The organism is Pseudaquabacterium pictum, from assembly GCF_005403045.1.
Lineage (GTDB): Bacteria > Pseudomonadota > Gammaproteobacteria > Burkholderiales > Burkholderiaceae_C > Pseudaquabacterium > Pseudaquabacterium pictum.
The window spans coordinates 131,193-153,501 of sequence record NZ_BJCL01000009.1; the positions used below are offsets into that span (position 1 = coordinate 131,193).

Below are 22,309 nucleotides of genomic sequence, written 5' to 3' on the forward strand. Positions count from 1 at the left end.
TGGCGCACTGCGGCAACATCCGGCTGGTCCAGGATTGGCACCGGACGCGCACAATCCCAACGCCGATGCCGCACGGCGCCACCCAATGCGCAGGCCGTGCCGCCACCCCCTGCTGGAGTCCCATCCCATGAATGCCCGCCTACCGACTGACCAGCTCGCTGCCGCCCTGATCCAGCAGTTGCAGTCCATCGTCGGACCCGATGGTGTGAAGTCCGAGCCGGCGGCCGTCGAGCAGGTCACCCGCACCTGCGTGCCGATGCGCACGCTGCCCAGCGCCGTGGTGTACCCCCGGTCGACGTCCGAGGTGCAGGCCGTCGTGCAGGCCGCGGCGGCCGCCGATGTCCCGCTCTGGCCCGTCAGCACCGGCAAGAACTGGGGCTATGGCGAGCGATCCGCCGCGTACGACCGGGGGATCACCGTCATCCTCGAACGGATGAACCAGATCGTGCAGGTCGATGAACAGCTGGGCTATGCCGTCATCGAGCCTGGCGTCACCTACAAGCAGCTCAATGACCACCTGAAGCAGTCGGGGTCGCGCCTGTGGGCCGACTGCGCTGGCAGCACGCAGTACGCCAGCGTGATCGGCAATGCGCTGGACAAGGGCCGCGGCCTCACGCCCATGGCGGACCACTTCGGCAGCCTGTGCGGCATGGATGTGGTGCTGCCCGACGGCCGGCTGCTGGAAACCGGCGGCGGGCCGACCGGCCACAACACGGTGCGCCACGGCTACAAGTGGGGTGTCGGGCCGTACATGGACGGCCTGTTCGTGCAGTCCAACCTGGGCGTGGTGGTGCGCGCCGGCGTCTGGCTGATGCCTGCGCCGGAGGTCTTCGACTTCGCGGCGTTCGAGTACAAGGCCGACCCGTCGCGCCTGGGGGCGTTCATCGACGATCTGCGGGAGCTGGTGATGTCGCGCGCGCTGCGCTCGCACCCGCACCTGGCGAACAGCTTCGCGATGATGTGCATCCTGGCGCAGTACCCGAAGGATCTGCTGGGCGGACGGCGGCACCTCAGCGAGGAGGCGGCGGCCCGGTGGCGGCAGGAGCACGGCGTTGCCAGCTGGACCTTCGGTGCCGGGCTCTACGGCAGCAAGGAGGAAGTGCGCTACCAGAAGCGCATGCTGCGCAAGGTGCTGGGCCGCTACGGCATGGTGCAGTTCATCGGCGCGGCCGTGCGGGATGACTGGTATGGCCAGCTGGTGCGCAAGGTGGCGCCAGTGGTCAACCGCTGGCTGGGCAAGTCGCCCGAGTTCACCGATGTGATGGTGCCGGCCATCAACCTGTTCCGCGGCATCCCGACGGACGACTTCGTGCGTCAGGCCTATTTCAAGTCGCATCCCGAAAAGCCCGCCACCGACATCGACCCGGCGCGCGACGGCTGCGGTTTCGTCTGGATCGGGCCAGTGGTGCCCTTCAATGCCGAGCATGTGATGCGTGCGCTGGCGGTCACCAAGCAGGTCTTCGACAAGCACGAGTTCGACTTCTTCGTCGAAGTGATCGTCGAAAGCGCGCGGGCGGTGATCCTGCTCGTCGGCGTGTTCTACGACCGCCATGATCCGGTCGAGGCTGAGCGCGCACGCGCCTGGTACGACGAGGCCCGCGAGGTCTACATCCGCGAGGGCTATCCGCCATACCGCGCCACCAGCATGAGCATGCCCGGCGCCATGGACAGCAATCCCGTCGCGCGCGACCTGTTGGCGACGATCAAGGCCGCCGTCGACCCGCAGAACCTGATCGCCCCTGGCCGCTACGGCACGCCGTTGCGGCCCGCTGATCGCCCATGAGCCATGTCTTCCTGACCGGTGCCAGCGGCACCATCGGCAGCGCCCTGCTGCCCAGACTGCTGGCCGATCCGAACCAGCAGGTCACCGTGCTGCTGCGCGCCAGCGACAGCGCAGACCTGCGGAACCGGCTGACCGGCTTGCACGCGGCCTGGACCTTGGCCGACGGTGACCCGCGGCTGCAGCGGCTGCACGCCGTGCGCGGCGACATCGCGCAGCCGCAGCTCGGGCTGTCAGGCGCGCAGCACGCAGACCTGGCGCAGCAGGTCACCCACATCATCCACTGCGCCGCCAGCGTCAAGCTCAACATGGCGCTGGGCGAAGCCCGCGCCACCGCCGTGACGCCGACGCGCAGCGTGCTGGCGCTGGCGCGTGACTGCGCCACCCAGGGCCAACTGCGCAAGGTGGACCTGGTGAGCACCGTCGGGGTCTGGGGCCGCAGCCCCGGGACGATGCCGGAACGCCCGCTGCCCGAGGTGAGCGACTTCCACAACACCTACGAAGCCGCCAAAGCCGAGGCCGAACGCGTGATCTGGGCCGAAGGCCGCGGATTGCCGATCACGGTGCACCGCCCCAGCATGGTGGTGGGCGACTCGCGCGATGGCCGGGTGATTCACTTCCAGGTTTTCTATCACCTTTGCGAATTTCTCAGCGGCGGCCGCACCTTCGGGATCATGCCCACCTTGGGCCACACCCGGCTGGACACGGTGCCGGTGGACTGGGTGGCCGACGCCATCGCCTGGGCCAGCGCCCATCCGCAGACGGCAGGCCAGATCTTCCACCTGTGCTCCGGGCCCGCGCACGCCATCCCGATCACCACGCTGCAGCAAGTGGTGCGCGAGACCTGGCAACGCCACGGCCGCCCGCTGCCCACGCTACGCACCCTGGACCGGCGCTGGCTGGAGCGGCTGGTGCCGGTGATCGGCGCGCTGGCCGGCGCCCGCACCCGGCGCGCGCTGCGCGGGCTGCCGCCCGTGCTGGCCTACCTGGCCGAAGACCAGGGCTTCAGCAACACCGACAGCCTGCGCCGCTTGCAGGACGCCGGCCTGCCGCTGCCGGACGTTGCCGACTATCTGCAACCGGTGCTGCAGCACTATCTGGCGCACCTGGCTGCACGCGCAGCGGCACGGCACTGATGGCCGGCCTCCCGTCAGACGACACCGTGCCCGCCCGGCTGGCACGCCGTGTGGCGGCCAGCCCAGGCGCCATCGCCTTCCGCCACCAGACGGCCGACGGTCGATGGCAGACACTGAGCTGGCAGGATTTCAGCCGCCAGGTCGAGCAGCTGCGGTGCGGTCTGGCCGCTGCCGGGCTGCGCCAGGGTGACCGGCTCGCGCTCGTCGCCCCGGTGTCGCTGGGCTGGGAACTGCTGCACCATGCGTCGCTGGGCCTCGGCGCCTCGGTGGTCGGGCTCGATGCCCACGACCTGCCGGAGCGGTTGGCCGCCATGGCCGACTTGGCCGACGTGACCGCCTTCGCGGTGGTCGACCCCGGCGTGCTGGCCGGACTGTCGGCCGAGCGGCGCGCCGCCACCCGCCTGTGGATCGCCATCGGTCCGGTGGCCGACGGTGCGCCGCCGCCCCAGTGGACGACGCTGGACGCCTTGGCGCGTCAAGGCCAGGGCCGCACGCCGCCGCCTGGCCCCACCACAGCCGACGAAGCCACCGTGATCTTCACCTCAGGCACCACCGGGGCGCCGAAGGGGATCGCCTACAGCCATGGGCAGCTGGGCCTGGCGATCGACGCCATTGCCGCCGCCTTCTCGTTCGTGGGCACCAATGGCCGCCTGCTGTGCTGGCTGCCGCTGTCGAACCTGTTCCAGCGGGTGGTGAATCTGGCGGCCGTCCAGAATGGCGCTGGCACCGACCTGCTGGGTGACCCGCGCGAGGTGATGGCGCAAGTCGCCAACACGGCACCGGATGTGTTCATCGGCGTCCCACGCTTTTATGAAAAGCTGCATGAGGGCCTGGTCGCCCGCGTCGGCGGCATGCCCGGCCCGCTGCAGGCCGCCGTGCGCTGGGGCTGGGAGACCGGGCGCCGCGTGCTGGCCTGCCAACGGGCGCGCCGACCGCTGCCTGCAACCCTGGCAGCGCAACACTGGCTGGCAGAACGCCTGGTGCTGCGGCGCATCCGCCTGGTGATGGGCGGACGGCTGCGTTGCCTGGTGTCGGGCTCGGCACCGATGCCACGGCCCCTGCTCGACGACTTCGAGGCGCTCGGTTGGCCGTTGCTGGAAGCCTATGGCCTCAGCGAGAACGTGCTGCCGATGGCCATGAACCGACTGGGCGAGAGCCGGCCCGGCACCGTCGGCCGGCCGCTGGCTGGCAACGACATCCGCATCGGCGCCGACGGCATGGTGCAGGTGCGTGGCCCTGGTCTGTTTGCAGGTTACCTGGGCGACGCCAGCGACGGTGGACGGGATGCCGACGGCTTCTACAGCACCGGCGACCTCGGCAGCCTGGACGCCGATGGCTTCCTCAGCCTGACCGGCCGGCTGGGCGACCTGATCAAGACATCCACCGGCCGCCGCATTGCGCCTGCGGGCGTTGAAGCCGTGCTGCAGAGCGTCGACGGCGTGGACCAGGCCGTGCTGTTGGGGGCGGGGCGCAAGTTTCCGGTGGCGCTGTGCACGTGCGCACCGGCCGCCCTGGAGCCGGCGCGTTGGGCAGCCCTGCAACTCGGCCTGCGCCTGGCCGCCGGGCGGCTGAACCCGCATGAACGGCCGGCCGGTGTGCTGGTGCTGCCCCAGGCCTTCAGCATGGCCCATGGCGAACTGACCCCCAACCTGAAGTTGCGGCGCAACGCCATCGCCCAGCGGCACGCCGCCAGCATCGACTGGCTGGACGCGCAGCTTGCACGCCAGCCGGGCGGCGCAGGTGCCGAGCTGCTGGTGCTGGCCCCGCCCTCGGACATCCTGGCGCCACCTTGATGCAAATGCACCGGGATCGCCTGTCCACTGGCAGATTCAGCCGCCGCCCGCACTGCTAGAGTGCCAGGGGCAACAGCTGCCGGCTTGCCGGCCTCGCTGTCGATCCAACCAGAACGGGAGCGTGTTTGTCCACCGAACCAGCCGCCATCCTCAGCGGCGTCGTCAAGAGTTACCAGATGGACGCCGTCGAGGTCCCGGTTCTGCGCGGGATCGATCTGCTGATCCGCCCCGGCCAGTTCACGGTGCTGCTCGGACCGTCGGGCAGCGGCAAGACCACCTTGCTCAACCTGGTGGGCTGTGTCGACCGGGCCGATGCCGGCGACGTGGTCGTGGCCGGGCAGCGCATCGATGCGCTGTCTGACGACGCGCTGGCCGACTTCCGGGCCGCCAACATCGGCTTCATCTTCCAGAACTTCAATCTGATCCCGGTGCTGACCGCCTTCGAGAACGTCGAGTACCCGCTGATCCTGGCCGGCATGGCCACGGAGCGTCGGCGCAAGCGTGTCACCCGGCTGCTGGAGGCGGTGGGCCTGGCCGACCGCGGCAACAACCTGCCAGGCCAGTTGTCGGGCGGGCAACGGCAGCGGGTGGCGATCGCCCGCGCCCTGGCGCGCCGGCCCAAGCTGGTGATCGCCGACGAACCCACGGCCAACCTCGACAGCCGCACCGGCGAAGCGGTGCTCAACCTGATGCGGCGCATGCAGGACCGCTACAAGATCTCGTTCCTGTTCTCGTCGCATGACCGCAGCCTGATGAAGGCCGCCGACGACCTGGTCAGCCTGAAGGATGGCGTGATCCAGTCGATCCGCCGCAAGGCCGCGGACACGCCCACAGAGTCCGCCTACGAAAGCACCACCCCCGGGCAGCTGGAGGACCATGGCTGACCTGCTGCTGGCCGTCCGCAACCTGCTGCGCAACCGGCGGCGGTCCGTCTCGACCTTGGTGGCGCTGGCCATCGGGCTGGCGTCGATCATGCTGTTCAGCGGGTTCCAGACCAACCTGGGCGCCACCATGCTGACGGCCGTGGTGCGGGCCGGCGGCCATCTGCAGATCCAGCACCGCGACTACTTCCTGTTCGGCGGCAGCAATCCCAGCGCCTATGGCATTGCGGGCTACGAGGATCTCGTCAAGGCCATCCGCAACGACACCGTGCTCGGTCCGATGGTGTCGGTGGCCACGCCGATGATGCGGTTCGGCGGACTGGCCGGCAACTTCGAGGCCGGCATCTCGCGCACGGTGATCGGCACCGGCTACGTGGCCGAGGACATGAGCCGGATGCGCCAGTGGAACGAGTACGCCATCCCGGTGACGCGGCCGAAGTTCCCGCTGGAAGGCACGGCGCCGGATTCGGCCATCGTCGGTGTCGGCGTGGCCCGTGTGCTGCAGCTGTGCGCGCCGTTGCGCATTGCCGATTGCCCAGTGCCCGAGCAGGCCGCACCCAAGGCGCCGCCCGGCAAGGCCAAGGCGCTGCCCAGCGACATTGCCGATCTGGCGATGGCGGAGAACGCGTCGCAAGCCGCACCGGCCGGCACCGGCGCCCGGCTCGAACTGCTGGCCAGCAGTGCACGCGGCGCGCCGAACGTGGCCGCGCTGAATGTCGTGGCCGCTGAGGACCAGGTCTTCAAGGAGCTGGACGAGGTGGCCGTGCTGGTGCACCTGGGTCATGCGCAGCGCCTGGTGTTTGGCCGGGCGCCACCGCAGGCCACCGCGGTGATGGTGCTGTTGCCGCGCACGGCCGACCTGGAGGCCGCCACGCAGCGTCTGCAGCAGATCGTCGACGCACTGCCTGGCGGCAAGGCACTGGCGGTGCGCAGCTTCGTCGAGCTGAATCCGTTCTATGCGCAGAGCGAACAGCTGTTCGACTTCATCTTCGGCTTCATCTTCGTGCTGATCGGCGGCATCGTGCTCTTCACCGTGAGCAACACGATGAACACGGCGGTGGTCGAGCGCACCGTCGAGATCGGTACCCTGCGCGCCATCGGACTGCGGCAGAGCGGCATCCGCCGGCTGTTTCTGCTGGAAGGGTTCATGCTCGGCTGCGCCGGCGCTGTCACCGGCATTCTGATGGCGGTGCTGCTGGGTGAAATCGTGAACCGGTCGGGCCTGACTTGGCTGCCGCCCGGCAGCTCGGAACGCCTGCCGCTGCAACTGCGTGTGCTGGGTGATGTTGGCACCGTCGCCGGCACCGCGCTGGGTCTGGTGGCCATCGCCACCGCGTCGGCCTGGTGGCCGGCCTGGCGTGCGGCGCAACTGAAGATCGTGGAGGCCCTGCGCCATGCCTGACATTCCCTGCCATCCTGTGACTCCGATGCATGTTCTCAACCGCCGGCAGGCCGCCGGCACCCTGCTGGCGCTGGCCGGCGCATCGGCCTGGCCTGGCGCTGCAAGCGCCGCACCGGACGCCCAGGCCCTGCTGGCGCAGAGCGACGCCATCCGCAATCCCAACCAGCCCTTCAAGGTGACGGTGACACTCACCGAGTTCGAGAAGGGCGTTCAGGTCAACACCACCACGTTGCTCAGCCTGGCCCGCACGCTGGAGGCCGGTGGCCAGTTCGCCAGCCTGGTGCGCTTCGTGCAGCCGGCGCGCGATGCCGGCAAGGTCATGCTGAAGAACGGCAGCGACCTGTGGTTCTATGACCCGGGCACGAAGTCGGCGGTGCGCATCTCGCCCCAGCAGCGGCTGATGGGACAGGCTGCCAACGGCGACGTGGTGACGGTCAACTTCGCCCGCGACTACCAGGCCACGGTGGCTGCCGAAGAAGCCGTGCGCGACGGCGAGAAACAGACGCGCAAGTCCTACAAGCTGATGCTGGCAGCGGCCAGCAGCGACGCCACCTACGGCGCCATCGAACTGTGGGTGGACGCCGGCAACAGCGCCCCGATCAAGGCCCGGTTCTTTGCAGAGTCCGGCCGGCTGCTGAAGACGGCGTTCTACCGCAAGTTCCAGCCCCAGCTGGGGGTGGACCGACCGACAGAGACTGTCATCATCGACGGACTGGACCCGCAGGCCGTGACCCTGGTGCGGCTGTCAGACTACGGTCTGCGCAATGCGCCGACCAGTTGGTTCCAGCGCGACTACCTGCCACGCTTTTCAGCCGAGTAATGCCATGACACCACCCTTCAAGCCCGCGTTGATCGCGCTGGCGCTGGCCAGCGGACTGGCCAACGCGGCTGACGACGACGACGCGCTCGACCTGAAGTCTGCTGAGCCGGCGCCAGCGGCTGCCACCCAGGCTGCCACCGGACCGCGCCTGACGCTGGAGCTGGTCGCCCTGCAGGCCCGTGGCCAGGCGCTCGGATCAGACAGCGGGCACCGTGCCGCAGTGGATCTGCGCTGGACCGGCAAACTGGCCGGGCCGTGGCGCTTCGGCCTGTCAAACCGCCTGGACGACATCCACCCCGTGCTGCCCGGGCAGCGCAGCACGCGCCACCATCTGCGCGAAGCCTATCTGGGCTGGCAGTCCGAGAGCGGGCAGCGCAGCGTGGACCTGGGCCGGATCAACCAGCGCCATGGACCGGCCTACAGCTACAACCCGACCGACTTCTTCCGCCGTGGCGCCACCCGCTCGGTGGTGACGGCCGACCCGATCGCCCTGCGTGAGAACCGCACCGGCACCTTCATGGTGCGCGCCAGTCAATTGTGGGATGGCGGCGGCGCCAGCCTCGCCTGGGCGCCGCAGCTCACCCGCAGCGGACGGGAGAACAGCACGTTCTCGCTCGACCTCGATGGCACCAATGCCACCGACCGCGTGGTGCTGACCGTGGGGGCCAAGGCCTCTGATCGCTGGAGCGGCGAAGCCCTGTGGATGGTGGAGGAAGGTCGCAGCCCGCGGCTGGGCCTGAACATGACCGGGTTGGTGACGGATGCCGCCGTGGTGCACGCCGAATGGTCGATGGCGCGCAGCCCGCGCTTGTTGGACACCGCATTGGGCGGCCCGGCACCGCGCCTGCGCCACCACCAGGCCACACTGGGCCTGACGTACAACCTGCCCGGCGGGCTGTCGATCACCGCGGAAGCCGCCTACAACGGCGCGGGCCTGACCCGTGCCGGTTGGCAACAGCTGTTCGCGCAAGGGCCCGTCCCGGTCGCTGCGCTGTTCAGCACGGCCCAGGCCGATCAGGAGCTGGCTGCGCGCCGTGCCTGGATGTTGTATGCCACGCAGAAGGGCGTGCTGCTCAAGCAGTTGGACGTGACAGCGTTTGTGCGGCAGAACGCGGTGGACAACAGTCGCGTGGTCTGGGCAGAGTTGCGCTACCACTGGCCGAGGTTTGACTTGGCGCTGCAGTGGCAGCGCACTGCCGGTGCGCCATCCACGGAGTACGGCGCCTATCCGTACCGTCAAGTCACGCAGGTGATCGGTTTCGTCTACTTCTGAAGTCCACCAGAGCCGCTCCGGGTTGTGCAGCGGACGGTCGCCACTGTCCGCAAACCCGAAGCTTCCGATGACCTGCTTGTTGCAGCGTCACCAAAAGAAAAGGGCTGCCGAGGCAGCCCTTTTTCAACCGAAGCGTGAAGCTCAGGCAGTCTTCGACTTGCGACGCGACGCGATGCCGGCAGCGGCCAGTGCCAGACCCACCAGGGCCAGGGCGCCCGGCTCCGGAACCACGGCGAAGGTCAGGCTGCCACCACCACGGTTGGCGTTCTGGGTGGTCCAGCGAACACCGGCGCCGTTGGCCGACACCGACGTGTTCAGGGTGTTACCACCGGCCTGCGAGCCGATCGCGATCACGAACGGATCCGGACCTTGGAAGAAGCCGGTCGCGCCAGTGGTGCCAGCGCTCGGGGTGAAGTCGAGCGTCGCGGTCAGGCTCGTGGACCCACGGCCACCAGCCAGGCCAGAAGCGGAACCCAGGGCGGTGCCATCATTGACGTAGGTCGACACACCCAGCAGGACGTTGTCCAGAGGAATGGTCACGCCGCCAGTGGCGTCGGTGCCGTTCGTCGGATCGCCCAGCGTCTCCAGGGTCGCGCCCATGGGCGAGGCATAGAACTTCACCGTGATGTTGGTGATCGATGCCACCGTGAAGTTCGAGTTGCTCAGCCAGATGCCGGTGCCCGTCGCCAGGAAGGTGGCGTACAGGTCGTACTCGCCAGAGGCCAGCGACTTGTTCAGGCCGGTGACGAGCGGGTCGATTTCGACGCCGCCCAGCGAAAACTGGGTCAGCTTGATATTGGCAGACTCAGCCCAGGTCGAGCCACCGCCGAAACCACCACCAATGGAGTTGGCGCGGCTCAGCGCCACGTCCAGCTTGCCAGCGTAGGTGAGCGTGGCCTGGTCCAGGTCGAACGCGGCCTTGGTGCCCAGCGCGCCAGCGGCACCGCCGCCCACGTTGGTGGCACCGACGTTGGTGGCCGACGGATCAAAGGTCAGCACGCCCACGGCGTGCGCGGCGGGGCCGAAAGCTGCGGCGCCAGCGAGGGCTGCGACAGCTGCGAGTTGCTTGAGTTTCATGAGACGCTCCGATGGGTTGTTGGTGGGAAGACGTCCACCACGACCAAATACTAGCAATCGGTGGGCCAGCTCTCGGACTTTTTGCAAGTCGTTGTCGCATCAGCACTTTTCTGGTCTGCCCGATCAGCCGGGAATCGCGCTGTAAGAAAATTCGACGGCTTGCAGGCGTTCCGCGGCGCAGGAAGAGGCTGGACGATTTCAGCGCAGGCCGCGCAACATCGCCTCCGCGCTCGCGCGGCCTTCGAACTTGGGGTGTGCCGCGAGCAGCGCCTCCAGCTCGGCCTTCGCATCCGCCTTGGCATCCTGCGCGGAGAGGGCCTTGGCCAGCTTCAGCCGGCCGACCGGGTTGTTCGGCGCCAGGGCGGCCGCCCGACGCAGGACGGCGACCGCGTCAGCCGGCCGGCCAGCCAGAGTCAGTGCGTCCGCCTGCGTATCCAGCAGCGCCGGATTGCCCGGCATCAGCGCCACCGCCTTGTCCGCATAGGCGACAGCATCGGCCTTGCCCGCCTTCAACATGGACCACGCCAAGTTGTTCAACGCAATCGCGTCTGACGGGTTCACGGCGACGATGCGCCGAAAGGCATCTTCTGCGGCGGCGTAGTCCGGCTTTTGCATCGCACGCTCACCCAGGAACCGGAGAAACAGCGTGTCCTTTGGATGGTCCCGCAACCACTCCTGCGTGAACCGTTCCGCGTCCTGTGGCTTCCCGGCTGCGAATTGAAGTCCGAGCACCCTCGGCGCCATGGAAATGCCGTCCTGTTTCCTCAGCGCAACCAGGGCGGGTGCGAGGGCCGCCTGGAAATCTCGCCGGGCTTCCGCCAGCTCCGACTCCAGAACCCAACCAGCTGCCTGATCGGGCAGGCGCCGTTGCAGTTCCTTGGCCGCGCGCTGCGCATCGGCCATGCGGGACTGGCGCAGGCTCAGTGCGATCAACCGGGCCCGCAAAGCCGACGACTCGGGCACCACCTCCACGGCAGCCAACAACACGGACAGGGCGGAACGCTCGTCGCGCTTCGCCAGATGGGCATCGGCCAACGTCAACTGAACGGCGGCGTCGTCCGGCCGCAGCTTGACTGCGCGGGTCAGCACCACGATGGCCTGTTGCAGGTCTCCGCTGCGAATCAGCACATTCCCCAGTGCGCGCATCACCGGCAGGTCATCCGGAAATGCTGCGGCAGCCTCTTGCGCCATCGTCTTGGCAGCTTCGTTCTTGTGCAGGGACGCCAAGTACTCGATGGTCATCACCCGGGGTGAGGCATCGGCGGTGCTGAGCCTGATGGCCTCCCGCAGGTGGCCCATGATCTTTTCGTCTGACCCGCCTGAGCGCTGCAACACGGCGGCGGCAAGCAGGTGCGCGCTGTAATTGCCGGGATCGGCCTTCAACAGGCTGTCGACGCGCTCGGCTGCAGGCGCAAACGCCCGCTCCATGAGATCGAGATTGACGAGGGCCGCCTTGGCCTGGAAATCGTCAGCGCGCACGCGCAACGCGTCTTCAAACGCTCGCCGCGCCTTGCCCGCATCGCCCAGCGACAAATGGATGCGGCCTCGCAACAGTGCAGGCAAGGGGCTGCCCGGCAACTTGGCGGCCAACCGGTCAGTGATGGCAAACGCTTCACCTGACTGACCGCGCCGAAGGCGGATGCTGAGCAATGCCAAATCAGCAAAGACCGACTTGTCATTCTCGGCAAGCGCCTGCAACTGACCGACACTCGTATCGGGCTTGCCATCCCTGGCGGCGAGGACCGCCAGCGCGGTCTTGGACAACGCGTCAGCCGGCGCCAGCTTGGACGCCCGCTCGAACCAATCAGCAGCCTGGTCGAGCTCTCCGAGCTGCATGCTGGCCTCGCCTGCAACTGCAAGTGACCTGGCATCAGGCGCGGCCGCAGCGAGGTTCGGTTTCAACACATCGAGCGCTGCCCTGGGCTGCCCCCGCGACAGGTAGATGCGCGCCAGCATTTGCCTGGCGACCACAAGATCCGGCTGAATCTGAATGGCCTTGGCCAAATGGGCCTCCGCACTGCGCTGCATGCCACGTTCAAAGTCGACGGCGCCAGCAAGCTGCAGTGACAACGCATGATCGGGGGCGACACGCAAGAGTTCTTGCGCACTGGCAGACGCCTTGTCCAATGACCGACGCGCCAAGTGGAGGCGGGTCTCGAAGAAATAACGCAATGGTGTGCGAGAAAAACGCGCCTTCAATTTGTCCAAGACAGTCGCATACTCGTCGAAACGGGTCTGCTGCGCCAAGATGGACATCAAGGTCGAATACGCCGGCAGATACTCGGGTTGCTGCTCCAAAACCTCCTTCAGCAACGTCTCTGCACTCGCGGGATCGCTCTTGCCAACCCAGAGCAACTCAGCCTTGAGGTGTTTGGCGCTTGCCAGCGACGGATCACTTGCGATGGCCTCGTTCACCAACGCCAAGCCGCCGTCCAGATCGCGCTTTCCGACCAGCATGCGGGCCTTGATCAATTTGGCCCGATTGGCGTTGGCATCCAGCTTCAACGCATCCTCAACAGCGGCTGCAGCCTTTGCCAGGTCTCCGACTTCCAGTTGGGCCTCTGCCAGCCAGGACTTGAGAAGCGCGTTCGACTTCCCGTCACCGAGGTCGGTGGCGCCGTAGCGCTCGATGAGCGCCTTCGCAGCGCCGGAGCCGATCATCGCGTCCGCAAGCTTCGGCACCAGTTCGGCTTTGGGCCCGTTGAGTTCAAGGGCCTTCTCGAACTCGATTTGCGCTTCCGCAGCTGCACCGCCACGCAACAGCAAGTCGCCGAGCGCACTGCGCAAATCCCACTGTCCAGGCTGAGACTGGATCGCCTGCTTCAGCAAGACCGCAGCCGACTGGAGATCGCCCGCTTCGGTCTTGGCCTTTGCTTTGCCAAGGAGTTCTTGCGGACTGTCCGCCCCACAGGCGGACAACAGGATCACGACGCCGGCGGCCCAGAGGCGCATGCGCAAACCACGGACACGAACCCGCATGGAATCTGGCCCTTGAAGATTGGAGCGATTAAGCAATGGACAGTCGTCGCATCAAATCGTAGAGCGTCGGCCGGCTCACACCCAGCAGTTCGGCAGCGCGCGCAATGTTGTTGTCCGTGCGAGACAACGCCGCCAGCACGGCGCTGCGCTCCGCGTGTTCGCGCACAGTCCTCAAATCCAGATCGCCACCACCCTCGGCGTCAACGTGATCGCCGTCCACGGGCCGATTGCTGGCCGTCGACAAACCGAGATCAGCCGCCGAGATGCGGTTGCCATCCGCCATGATGACAGCACGTCGGACAGCACTGAGCAACTCGCGCACGTTACCCGGCCAACCATTGGACTCGATGGCACGGATCGCGTCCTCGCCAAATGTCAACGTGCCACGCCGTTGCTCCAGCGCAAACCGCCGAAGAAACGCATGGGCCATGAGGACGGCGTCTCCAATGCGAGCGCGAACCGGCGGAATGTCCACAACGATCTCTGCGAGCCGGTAGAACAGGTCTTCGCGAAATCTCTGTTCTGCGATCTGCCCCTTCAAGTTCTGATGGGTTGCGCAGACCACCCGCACATCAACAGCGATCTCCTGGCGGCCACCCACCCGCTCGATCTTGCGCTCCTGCAGAAAACGCAACAGCTTCGCCTGCAATGGATGCGGCAAATCACCGATCTCATCCAGGAAAAGCGTACCCCCATGGGCCAGTTCGATTTTTCCAGGCGTGGTTTTGGTCGCCCCTGTGAACGCTCCGCGTTCGTGCCCGAAGAGCTCGCTCTCCAGCAACGCCTCCGGTATGGCCGCGCAATTGATCGCGACAAACTTGCCGCCTCGCTTGCTGGCCTGGTGCAGTGCCTGCGCGAGCACCTCTTTGCCCGTTCCGCTTTCTCCAAGCAAGAGCACGGTGGCTTGACTGGCCGCGACCCGCTCGATCATCCGGCCAATCCGCAGCATTTCCGGATCTCGCGTGATCAAGCCGCTGAGCGCATCCGGCTGACTGACCGCCTGCAAGCGCCGGTTTTCCGCCTGCAACTCCGCCAACCGAAACGCGCGATCGATCGTCAAGCCCAGCAGTTCCGGCTCGAACGGCTTCGCGAAGAAGTCATAGGCACCCATGGCCACCGCCCGCAGTGCGTTGGCCTGGTCGTTCTGCCCCGTCAGCACGATCACCTTGACGTTCGGGTCGGCGCTCAGCAACTGCTCGAGCAACTTGAACCCTTCGCTGGTCGCATCCGGATCGGGCGGCAAGCCCAGGTCCATCGTCACCACCGCCGGCTGGTGACGCCGGAATGCGATCAGCGCCGACTCCCGGTCGCTCGCGGTCACGCAGTCGAAACGGTCCAGGCTCCACTTGATCTGCTTCTGCAGCGCCAGATCGTCTTCGACGATCAGCAGCGGCGACGAAGGCGTGCCGGCGCTCATCGCACCAGCCCCGGCGCGCGCAGGTCGGTGCCGGTGCGCACATCGAACAACGGCAACAGCACGGTCACCAAGGTGCCCTGCCCCAGTTCACTCTTCACGTCGATGCTCCCGCCCAGTTCCTTGACGTACTGGAAACTCTCATAAGACCCGATGCCCATGCCGCTTCCCTTGGTGGAACTGAAGGGGCGGAACAAGCGATGCTGGATGAACTCCGCGCTCATGCCGGCACCAGTGTCGCCCACTTCCAGGCAGGCGCGGCCCGCCGCCTGGGACAGCCGCACCCACACCCTACCCGAGTTAGGTGTGGCGTCCAGGGCATTCTGCACAACATGGCCGATGACCCGCTCCAGCCGCTCTTCATGGCCGCGGGTGGCCACACGGTCGTCCACCAGCACCTCGAGCTGGCGCCCGCGCTGGCGTGCGGCTGTCTCGATGCGTTGCAACAACGGTGCCAGGTCCACGCCCGATGCCACGCCAGTCGGCTTGGCGCCCTCGCGCAGCTGCAACATCATCTGCCGCATCTTGTCCAGGCTGCTCTCCACCGTCATCAACATGTCGGCCTGGAACTCGGGGTTGTCGCGGTGGCGCTCGGCGTTCTTCATCATCAACGACAGCTGCGTGATGATGTTCTTCAGGTCGTGCACCACGAACGCACTCATCTTGTTGAAGGCGTCGAATTTGCGCGCCTCCAGCAGGGCCTCGGTGGCATGCATTTGGGCCAGAAAGCCGGCGGCCTGGCGGGCAGCGGTCTTCAACAGATCCCGCACCTCCCAGTCCAGGGTCACCTGCGTGCGCGGCCTGGCCAGCACCACGAAGCCCAGCAACTCGTCGCCCACCAGCAGGGGCACCACCAGCCAGGCGTCGGGCAGCGCACCCAGCCAGCCAGGCACCACCTCGGCTTCGTCGGCGGCGCTGCGGCGGGCATGGGCGGCCGGCAGGTCGATGATCCACTCGCGTTCGGCGATGAAGCGAGAGAACAGGGAGTCGGTCGGTTCGCGGGCCGGCAGCTCGGGCAGGTTCCAGGTGGCGGACTGCACGAACTGGTCGTCACCCAAGGCCTTGAACCACAGTGCACCTGCCGCGCACTCCACCATGTCGGCCAGGCCGCGCACCACCAGCGCACCCACTTCCTGCGGATTGCTCTTGGTGGACAGCATCGCGGTGAAGCGCAGCCACTCCACCCGGTAGTCGTAGCGGTAGCTGAAGAAGTTCTTGCCCAGGAAGACGCGCAGCCGCGCGCGCATCGCCCCCGAGAACACCAGCACCAACAGCAGCACACCAGCCGCAAACAGCAGCGCCACCTGCAGCGCACCGCCCCAGGTGCCCCCGAAGAAGCGCACGTAGTAGCCCACCGCGGCGATGAACAGCAGGTACAGCCCGATCAGCAGCAGCGAGGCCGAGTAGAACGCCGCGGTCTTCGACACCTGCACCTTGGACAGCCAACCCTGGCTGCGGCTGCTGGCCATCAGCAACAGCGGCATGGCCACCGCATGCACCAGGCTGCGCGCGGTGAGCGCGTCGGTGTCGAAGGCACCGAACATCAGCGCCTGGCTGTACAGGTAGACGTCGAACAGGAAGAGGCCGCCCAGCCCCAGGCACAGCGGCTTGGCGCCCCAGCGGTTCTGCTCCGTCTGGTTGCGGAACACCTGTTCCACCAGCAGCAGGCCCAGCACCGCCCAGCCCAGCTGCGTCACCAACAGCGCTCGGCCGGCAACCGGCCAGGTGTCGCCAGACAGACCCAGCGCCAGATTGCTGACCAGGCTGGCTGCCAGCAGCGCGGCTGGCACACCCAGCCAGAGCCTGGTGCGCCAGGTGCGCAACTGGACCGACATCGGCCGCAGCAGCATCAGCATGAAGGCGGCCAAGGCGGCGTACCGCAGCTGATCGAACAGCAGCGCCAGATGCCAGGTGAGCAGCTTGGTGCTGAACAGGTCGGCCAGGCCGATGAGACCCCAGACCAGGGTGGCGACGACGGCAGCGAAAAAAGCGCGCGCCGATCCGCTGACCGGCCGGTGCAGCAGGCCGGTGCGCAGCAGGTGCCACGCATAACCGCCGTACAACAGCGCGACCAGCGCAAAGCCGGCAGCCTGCAGGCTGGCGCTTTGCACGTCGAAGTTCAGCAGATCGTCGAAGCTGTCCATGGCAACGGCATCACGCAGATGCGCCGCACAGCCGCGGCCGGGGCAGGGTGGCCCGGGGGGCTTGAAGCAAGCGAGGTTTCAACGCGCTCAGCGCGCGCCCTTGCCCGTGAGCACCACGCCCACCGTCTCGATCAGGATGACGAAATCGAGGAACAGGCTGTGGTTCTTCACGTAGTACAGGTCGTACTGCAGCTTCTCCTGCGAGTCTTCCACGGTCGACCCGTACTGGTAGCGCACCTGGGCCCAGCCGGTGACGCCGGGCTTGATGCTGTGGCGCACCGCGTAGTAGGGAATCTCGTTGGTGAGCTGCTCGACGAAGAACGGCCGCTCCGGGCGCGGGCCGACCAGGCTCATGTCGCCGGTGAGCACATTGAACAACTGGGGCAGTTCATCCACGCGGATCAGGCGGATGATGTTGCCCACGCGGGTGACGCGGCTGTCGTTGGCGGTGGCCCAGCGCGGCTTGCCGTCTTTCTCGGCGTCGGTGCGCATGCTGCGGAACTTGGTCACCAGGAACGGCTTGCCGTTGTAGCCCACCCGCTCCTGGCGGTAGAACACCGGGCCCTGGCTTTCCAGCTTGATGGCGATGGCGGTGATCAGCATCACCGGCGCGGCCAGGATGATCAGCACGCCGGAACACAGGATGTCGAAGATGCGCTTGACCGCGGTGCGGTAGAAGCCCTGGTTGAAGCCATCGCCGAAGATCAGCCACCCGGCATTGACGAAGTCGATGCGGATCTGGCCGAGCATGCGCTCGAAGTAGGTGGTGATGTCGAACACCTGCACGCCCGACAGCTTGCAGTCGAGCAGTTCGCGCAGCGGCATGCTGCCGGAGCGGCGCTCGGTCAGCGCGACGATGATCTCGTCGACGCCCAGCCGCTGGGCCGTCTGCGTCAGGGATTGCTCGGCGCTCAGCCGCTCGGCCTCGGGCACCGCGGTCTGCTTCTCGTTGGGGCCGGGAAAGTAGCCGACGATGGTGGCCAGCGGATCGGCGGCACGCAGGGTGCTGCCCACCATCTGGGCAGCCGGGCCGGAACCAAAGATCAGCACCCGGGCACCGGCGCGCGACTTGGTGGCCCAGTAGCCCATCACCACCCGGCGCAGGATCAGGGCGGCGATGACCAGCATGGCGGAGGCCCGGATCGCGTCCAGGTTGCCGAAGCCCACCGGCAGCACCTGGAAGATCTGGTAGGTCAGCAGCAGCGCCAGCACCAGGGCCAGCGCAGCGCGCAGCGTGGATTCGACCACCGACCAATCCTGGGCGCGCTGGTACAGGCCCGAGGCGCTGTTGATGACGAACAGGCCGGCGGCGAGGGACACCACCTGGGCGCCGGCCATCGGGATGGCCAGCTTCACGCTCTCGGCCTGGGCCAGCACCACACCCGCCAACGCCAGCAAGGACAGCAGGAAGTCGAAGAACACCCTGCGCAACGTCCACGCGTGGAAGTAATGGTTGAACAACCTGACCATGGAATTCTCCTGACAGGGCCCGGCGCGGGTTTCGCCGTGTCCCATGCAAACGCACGCCATGCACGGGCGCCCGATCGGGGCACCGGCCTGCAGGCCTTTGAATCGACCGACTGTAAGCACCACGCTGCCGTCGGGGCAATCCCGCTGGCCGGGGGGCCTTGCGACCGATCTCACGCCAGCAGTGGATTGTTGCACCGGCGGACACCCGGCCCGGCGGAAGATCAGTCCGGCGCCACCAGCTCCAGCGACAGCGGCCGCACGGGTGCAGCCACCGGGCGCAGCACCGGCGGCTGCGGTGCCGCCGGGGGCTGGACCGCGTCCAGATCGGCATGGGTGCTGCCGGTCTGCAGCGCCACCACGCAGCGCTGCCATGCGGCATCCGGCGCCGGCACCGCAAAGCCGTAGAACACCTGGCCGCCGACCTCGTGGCGCCGCACCGCAGTGGCCTCGGCCAGCGCTGTCTCGTTCTCGCCCAGTTCGATCTCGACCCAGCCGCGTGTGCCTTCGGGCAGCGGCAAGGCGCACTCGGCCTGGAAGCCGTGCAGCGACAGCTCGATCACCTGCAGCGGAAAGCTCAGCCGGGTGTCGTAGGAGCGCACCGACAGCCGTGCCGGGCAGCGGATCGAGAAGCGCTGGTGCTGCCGCAGCGACACCAGTTCGTCCGCGCCTTCGGACGGCGCCGGCAGCACCGCACGGTAGTCGGCGTGGTCGTAGATCGAGCGCAGCAGCAGGCGCTGGCGGTCGTTCAGCGACTGGAACACCGTGGTGCGCCGGTTGAAGAAGTGGTCCATCATCGCCGGCGTCAGCACCGGATCGTTGGTGGTGAAGAACCGCCGGTTCGGCGCCTTGATGTTGGCCAGCCGCGTCTCCACGAAATAGCGGAACAGGTTCTTGCGCGGCCGCTTGTGGGCATAGGCCTGGCGGAACACCTCGGGCGCGTGCAGCAGGTCCAGCGTGGCACCCACCGCCGGCGCGCCGTTGGCGAAGTCGTAGTTGTCCACCATCCGCGCCTGCAAGCGCTCGAAGAACAGCAGCGACTCGTACATCTCGATCTTGTTCGGATTGACCGCGATCACGATGTGGCGGGTGTCGAAGTACTCGCGGCAGTACTCGTACATGAACTTCATCAGCGGAAACAGGATGCGCCCGCCGGTGGCGCGGAACCGCGGATCAATCGCCAGGGCCGAGATTTCGGCGATCTTGCCGGTTTTTGAGCGCACCTGACCCAAATTGAAGACCGATTGCAGCGGGAAGCCGAACACCCCCTCGCGGATCATCGAGATCGTGCCGACCACCTGCCCATCCCACTTGGCGCACAGCGTGGTGGTGGTGGGCAGGGCGTGGTAGATCGTCACCCGCAGGCCCGAGGGGTCGGGCTGCATGAAGCCGGCGGCCACGTAGGCGTCATGCAGGATGCGGAAGCAGGCCTCCAGTTCGTCCTGGGTGTCGGCGATCTTCAGTTCCAGCCGCTGATCGGGCTGGTCGTCGCAGTCGATCAGGCTGCGGAAGAAGGCAAAGCGCCAGCGGCTGGGCAGCAAGGACAACGCCAGGCGCGCCGCCTGGTGCAGGGACTTGCGGGCGATCGAGGCCAGGGAACGTTTCATGGGTGGGTACAGCGCCAAGGCGGGCACCGGACGGCACCCTTGACACCTTGTCTTGTTTGATCGGCAGAACCGCGCACCAATGAAGGGACACGCCGGCACCAACGGGTAACAGCTTGTGCACGCCGCGCCTGCGGGGCGGGCTGTCAGCGGCAGGCCGGCATCCCCAGTTCGGACCACGGCCAGCCGCGCCGGCGTCCGGCCAATCGGGCTACATTGCCCCAGCGCCACGCCGGCGTCATCTGCAATGCTGCATCCCCGAGGACCTTGACCATGAAGATCGCGTTCACATCGTGCATGGCGTTCACCGTGTTCGCCCAGCAGCCGGTGTGGGACCAGATCGCCGCACAGCGGCCCGACCGGGTGCTGCTGCTGGGCGATTCGGTCTACATCGACGCACCGCCCTACCCAATCGGCATCACCCATCCCAAGCAGCTGGCGCCGGTGGACTTCCTGCAGCATGTGCTGGGCCGCTGGCGCACCCAGCTGGACCAGCCGCAGTTCCGCGCCCTGGTGTCGGCCGTGCCCACCGACGCGGTCTGGGATGACCACGACTTCCTGTGGGACGAGAGCTACGGCGAAGGCGCGATCGACAAGATCATCTACAAGGAGAACATCCGCATCTCGCGGGCGCTGTTCAATGCCTTCCGGCGCACGCTGGACGAGCGGCTGGCGCCGGGCAGCTTTCCCAGCGCCTACAACGATGCCAGCATCAACCAGACCAACGAGCCGCCGCCCGGCTACCGCCACCGCGCGCTGGCACCCGACCTGCACCTGCACCTGACCGACGGCCGCTCCTGGCGCATCGGCAAAGACCTGCTGGGCGCCGCCCAGCGCGCGCAGATCGAGGCCAAGCTGGCCGCGGCGCCAGCGGCGGTGCACCTGATCGCATCAGGATCGGTGGTGCAGGCCGACGACGACGCCCGTTGGGCGCTGTTCGACGACTTCAACTGGCTGCTCGGGCTGGCCCGCACCTACAAGATCCTGGTGCTCAGCGGCGACATCCATGCCAACCGCTTCAAGTCGATCAACCTGGGCAACGGCCGCTGGCTGCATGACGCCACATCGTCAGGCGCCGCCGTGTGCAAGCTGGTGGGCGTGGGCTCGAAGTGCCAGAACTACGCGCTTCTGACCACCGACCCGGCCACGCTGCGGCTGGATTTCTTCAGCCACGGCACGCCGGATTCGGTGGGCGCCTGGGCGATCGACCGCCACACCTGGGGCGTGACCAGCGTCTGACCGACGCCGGCGGCAGCCTCAACCGGCGGTGGCGCCGTGGTGCAGGAAGTCCGCCGCCAGGTGGGCCAGGCTGCGCACGCCGACGATCAGGCAGCCTTCGTCCACATAGAACCGCGGTGAGTGGTTGGGCGCCACCGTCAGCGGGTTGACGCCCTGCGGCACCACGCCGACGAAGTAGAACAGGCCGGGCGCCTCGCGCTGGAAGAACGAGAAATCCTCCGAGCCCATCACCTTGGGCACCAGCATCAGCTTGTCCTCGCCCACGCTGCGGGCCAGGCTGGGGCGCATGGCCTCGGTCAGCACCGGGTCGTTGACGGTGACCGGGTAGTGCTTGTTGATGCAGACCAGGCAGTTGGCCCGGTTGGCCTTGGCCAGGGTCTCGCCCAGGTACTTCACCCGCTCGTGCACATCGTCGCGCATGGCTTCGTCGAAGGTTCGGATGGTGCCGGTCATCACCACCTCGTCGGGGATGATGTTCTGCCGCAGGCCGCCATGGATGGTGCCGATGGTGACCACCGCCGGCTCCTGCGTCAGATCGATCTGGCGGCTGACCACCGTCTGCAGGCCCATCACCACCTGGGCGCTGGTGACGATGGGGTCGACGCCGAACCAGGGCATGGCGCCGTGGGTCTGGCTGCCGCGCACGGTGATCTTCAGGCTGTCGCTGCTGGCCATGGTGGGGCCGGGGCGGTAGCCGATCACGCCCACCGGCAGCCGGCTGGTGACATGCAGGCCGAACACCGCATCGGGCTTGGGGTTCTGCATCGCGCCCTCGGCCACCATCATCTTGGCGCCGCCGTCTTCACCTTCGGGCGGCATCTCCTCGGCCGGCTGGAACAGGAACTTCACCGTGCCCGGCAGCTGCGCGCGCAGGCCGGCCAGCACCTCGGCCACGCCCATCAGGATGGCGGTGTGGGTGTCGTGGCCGCAGGCATGCATCACGCCCACCTGCTCGCCGTTCCATTCGGCCTTGGTCTTGCTGGCGAAGGGGATGTCGACCTCCTCGGCCACCGGCAGGCCGTCCATGTCGGCGCGCAGGGCCACCACCGGGCCGGGCAGGCCGCCCTTGAGCAGCCCCACCACGCCGGTGTGGGCGACGCCGGTCTTGACCTCGTCCAGACCCAGCGCGCGCAGGTGCTCGGCCACGATGCCGGCGGTGCGGAACTCGCGGTTGCCCAGCTCGGGGTGGGCGTGGAAGTCGCGCCGCCAGGCGGTCACGCGGTCCAGCACGGCCTGGGCGGCGGCTTCGATGGCGGCGGCCAGGGGGCTGGCGTTCACGGGGGTGTCGGTGTTCATCGCG

15 protein-coding genes are annotated in these 22,309 nt (G+C 67.5%); 8 read left to right on the forward strand and 7 right to left on the reverse strand.

Translation table 11 applies throughout. From position 1 onward, the window contains the following. Window positions 1–127: 127 nt before the first annotated feature. The 7 genes from FFT10_RS17505 (at window position 128) to FFT10_RS17535 (ending at window position 9,085) form a co-directional block, all read left to right on the forward strand. On the forward strand, window positions 128–1,783 hold the full coding sequence (locus tag FFT10_RS17505) for an FAD-binding oxidoreductase (RefSeq protein ID WP_162520831.1): 1,656 nt from the start codon (window positions 128–130) through the stop codon (window positions 1,781–1,783). Beyond that, entirely contained in the window at window positions 1,780–2,916 is a 1,137-nt protein-coding gene (locus FFT10_RS17510) for an SDR family oxidoreductase (RefSeq protein WP_137734149.1), read from the forward strand. Before FFT10_RS17505 ends, FFT10_RS17510 begins: the two co-directional genes overlap by 4 nt. Beyond that, a complete protein-coding gene (locus tag FFT10_RS17515) occupies window positions 2,916–4,709 on the forward strand; it encodes an AMP-dependent synthetase/ligase (RefSeq protein ID WP_137734150.1) in 1,794 nt (597 codons plus the stop codon). Before FFT10_RS17510 ends, FFT10_RS17515 begins: the two co-directional genes overlap by 1 nt. Before the next feature lie 176 nt (window positions 4,710–4,885). Continuing rightward, entirely contained in the window at window positions 4,886–5,593 is a 708-nt protein-coding gene (locus tag FFT10_RS17520; RefSeq protein WP_137734250.1) for an ABC transporter ATP-binding protein, read from the forward strand. Next, the gene (locus FFT10_RS17525) at window positions 5,586–6,992 is read left to right on the forward strand and encodes an ABC transporter permease (RefSeq protein ID WP_137734151.1); all 1,407 of its coding nucleotides are present in this window, start codon (window positions 5,586–5,588) and stop codon (window positions 6,990–6,992) included. Before FFT10_RS17520 ends, FFT10_RS17525 begins: the two co-directional genes overlap by 8 nt. Before the next feature lie 25 nt (window positions 6,993–7,017). Beyond that, entirely contained in the window at window positions 7,018–7,812 is a 795-nt protein-coding gene (locus tag FFT10_RS17530; protein WP_137734152.1) for an outer membrane lipoprotein-sorting protein, read from the forward strand. A gap of 4 nt (window positions 7,813–7,816) precedes the next feature. Next, on the forward strand, window positions 7,817–9,085 hold the full coding sequence (locus FFT10_RS17535; protein ID WP_137734153.1) for a hypothetical protein: 1,269 nt from the start codon (window positions 7,817–7,819) through the stop codon (window positions 9,083–9,085). Between the two features lie 141 nt (window positions 9,086–9,226). Here FFT10_RS17535 and pepA read toward each other — a convergent pair whose 3' ends face one another. The 6 genes from pepA to FFT10_RS17565 all read right to left on the reverse strand — a co-directional run bounded on the left by pepA (window position 9,227) and on the right by FFT10_RS17565 (window position 19,773). Then, entirely contained in the window at window positions 9,227–10,162 is a 936-nt protein-coding gene (gene pepA, locus FFT10_RS17540) for a flocculation-associated PEP-CTERM protein PepA (protein ID WP_137734154.1), read from the reverse strand. 198 nt (window positions 10,163–10,360) lie between these two features. Beyond that, the gene (gene prsT, locus FFT10_RS17545) at window positions 10,361–13,114 is read right to left on the reverse strand and encodes an XrtA/PEP-CTERM system TPR-repeat protein PrsT (RefSeq protein WP_162520832.1); all 2,754 of its coding nucleotides are present in this window, start codon (window positions 13,112–13,114) and stop codon (window positions 10,361–10,363) included. A gap of 55 nt (window positions 13,115–13,169) precedes the next feature. Next, entirely contained in the window at window positions 13,170–14,558 is a 1,389-nt protein-coding gene (prsR, locus tag FFT10_RS17550; RefSeq protein WP_137734156.1) for a PEP-CTERM-box response regulator transcription factor, read from the reverse strand. Further along, window positions 14,555–16,699 (reverse strand): XrtA/PEP-CTERM system histidine kinase PrsK, encoded by a 2,145-nt coding sequence (gene prsK, locus FFT10_RS17555; protein ID WP_137734157.1) that lies wholly within the window; start codon window positions 16,697–16,699, stop codon window positions 14,555–14,557. The genes prsR and prsK overlap by 4 nt, the downstream gene beginning before the upstream one ends. A gap of 87 nt (window positions 16,700–16,786) precedes the next feature. Further along, window positions 16,787–18,169, reverse strand: coding sequence for a TIGR03013 family XrtA/PEP-CTERM system glycosyltransferase (locus FFT10_RS17560; RefSeq protein WP_137734158.1), 1,383 nt, complete (start codon window positions 18,167–18,169; stop codon window positions 16,787–16,789). 221 nt (window positions 18,170–18,390) lie between these two features. Then, complete coding sequence (locus tag FFT10_RS17565; RefSeq protein WP_137734159.1) at window positions 18,391–19,773, reverse strand: GNAT family N-acetyltransferase; 1,383 nt, start codon at window positions 19,771–19,773, stop codon at window positions 18,391–18,393. Between the two features lie 270 nt (window positions 19,774–20,043). On the opposite strand from FFT10_RS17565, the gene FFT10_RS17570 reads away from it, so the two are divergent. Beyond that, the gene (locus tag FFT10_RS17570; protein WP_137734160.1) at window positions 20,044–21,009 is read left to right on the forward strand and encodes an alkaline phosphatase D family protein; all 966 of its coding nucleotides are present in this window, start codon (window positions 20,044–20,046) and stop codon (window positions 21,007–21,009) included. Window positions 21,010–21,027: 18 nt separating this feature from the next. Here FFT10_RS17570 and FFT10_RS17575 read toward each other — a convergent pair whose 3' ends face one another. Further along, window positions 21,028–22,305 (reverse strand): amidohydrolase, encoded by a 1,278-nt coding sequence (locus tag FFT10_RS17575; protein WP_137734161.1) that lies wholly within the window; start codon window positions 22,303–22,305, stop codon window positions 21,028–21,030. Window positions 22,306–22,309 lie beyond the last annotated feature (4 nt).

Excerpts from the sequence above, each read along its gene's own strand:
- FFT10_RS17525 (WP_137734151.1), top strand. The coding sequence starts at position 5,586 with ATGGCTGACCTGCTGCTGGCCGTCCGCAACCTGCTGCGCAACCGGCGG.
- FFT10_RS17515 (WP_137734150.1), top strand. The coding sequence starts at position 2,916 with ATGGCCGGCCTCCCGTCAGACGACACCGTGCCCGCCCGGCTGGCACGC.
- prsR (WP_137734156.1), bottom strand. The coding sequence starts at position 14,558 with ATGAGCGCCGGCACGCCTTCGTCGCCGCTGCTGATCGTCGAAGACGAT.
- FFT10_RS17560 (WP_137734158.1), bottom strand. The coding sequence starts at position 18,169 with ATGGTCAGGTTGTTCAACCATTACTTCCACGCGTGGACGTTGCGCAGG.
- prsT (WP_162520832.1), bottom strand. The coding sequence starts at position 13,114 with ATGCGCCTCTGGGCCGCCGGCGTCGTGATCCTGTTGTCCGCCTGTGGG.
- prsK (WP_137734157.1), bottom strand. The coding sequence starts at position 16,699 with ATGGACAGCTTCGACGATCTGCTGAACTTCGACGTGCAAAGCGCCAGC.
- FFT10_RS17510 (WP_137734149.1), top strand. The coding sequence starts at position 1,780 with ATGAGCCATGTCTTCCTGACCGGTGCCAGCGGCACCATCGGCAGCGCC.
- FFT10_RS17530 (WP_137734152.1), top strand. The coding sequence starts at position 7,018 with ATGCATGTTCTCAACCGCCGGCAGGCCGCCGGCACCCTGCTGGCGCTG.
- FFT10_RS17535 (WP_137734153.1), top strand. The coding sequence starts at position 7,817 with ATGACACCACCCTTCAAGCCCGCGTTGATCGCGCTGGCGCTGGCCAGC.
- FFT10_RS17575 (WP_137734161.1), bottom strand. The coding sequence starts at position 22,305 with ATGAACACCGACACCCCCGTGAACGCCAGCCCCCTGGCCGCCGCCATC.
- FFT10_RS17505 (WP_162520831.1), top strand. The coding sequence starts at position 128 with ATGAATGCCCGCCTACCGACTGACCAGCTCGCTGCCGCCCTGATCCAG.
- FFT10_RS17520 (WP_137734250.1), top strand. The coding sequence starts at position 4,886 with ATGGACGCCGTCGAGGTCCCGGTTCTGCGCGGGATCGATCTGCTGATC.
- FFT10_RS17565 (WP_137734159.1), bottom strand. The coding sequence starts at position 19,773 with ATGAAACGTTCCCTGGCCTCGATCGCCCGCAAGTCCCTGCACCAGGCG.
- pepA (WP_137734154.1), bottom strand. The coding sequence starts at position 10,162 with ATGAAACTCAAGCAACTCGCAGCTGTCGCAGCCCTCGCTGGCGCCGCA.
- FFT10_RS17570 (WP_137734160.1), top strand. The coding sequence starts at position 20,044 with ATGAAGATCGCGTTCACATCGTGCATGGCGTTCACCGTGTTCGCCCAG.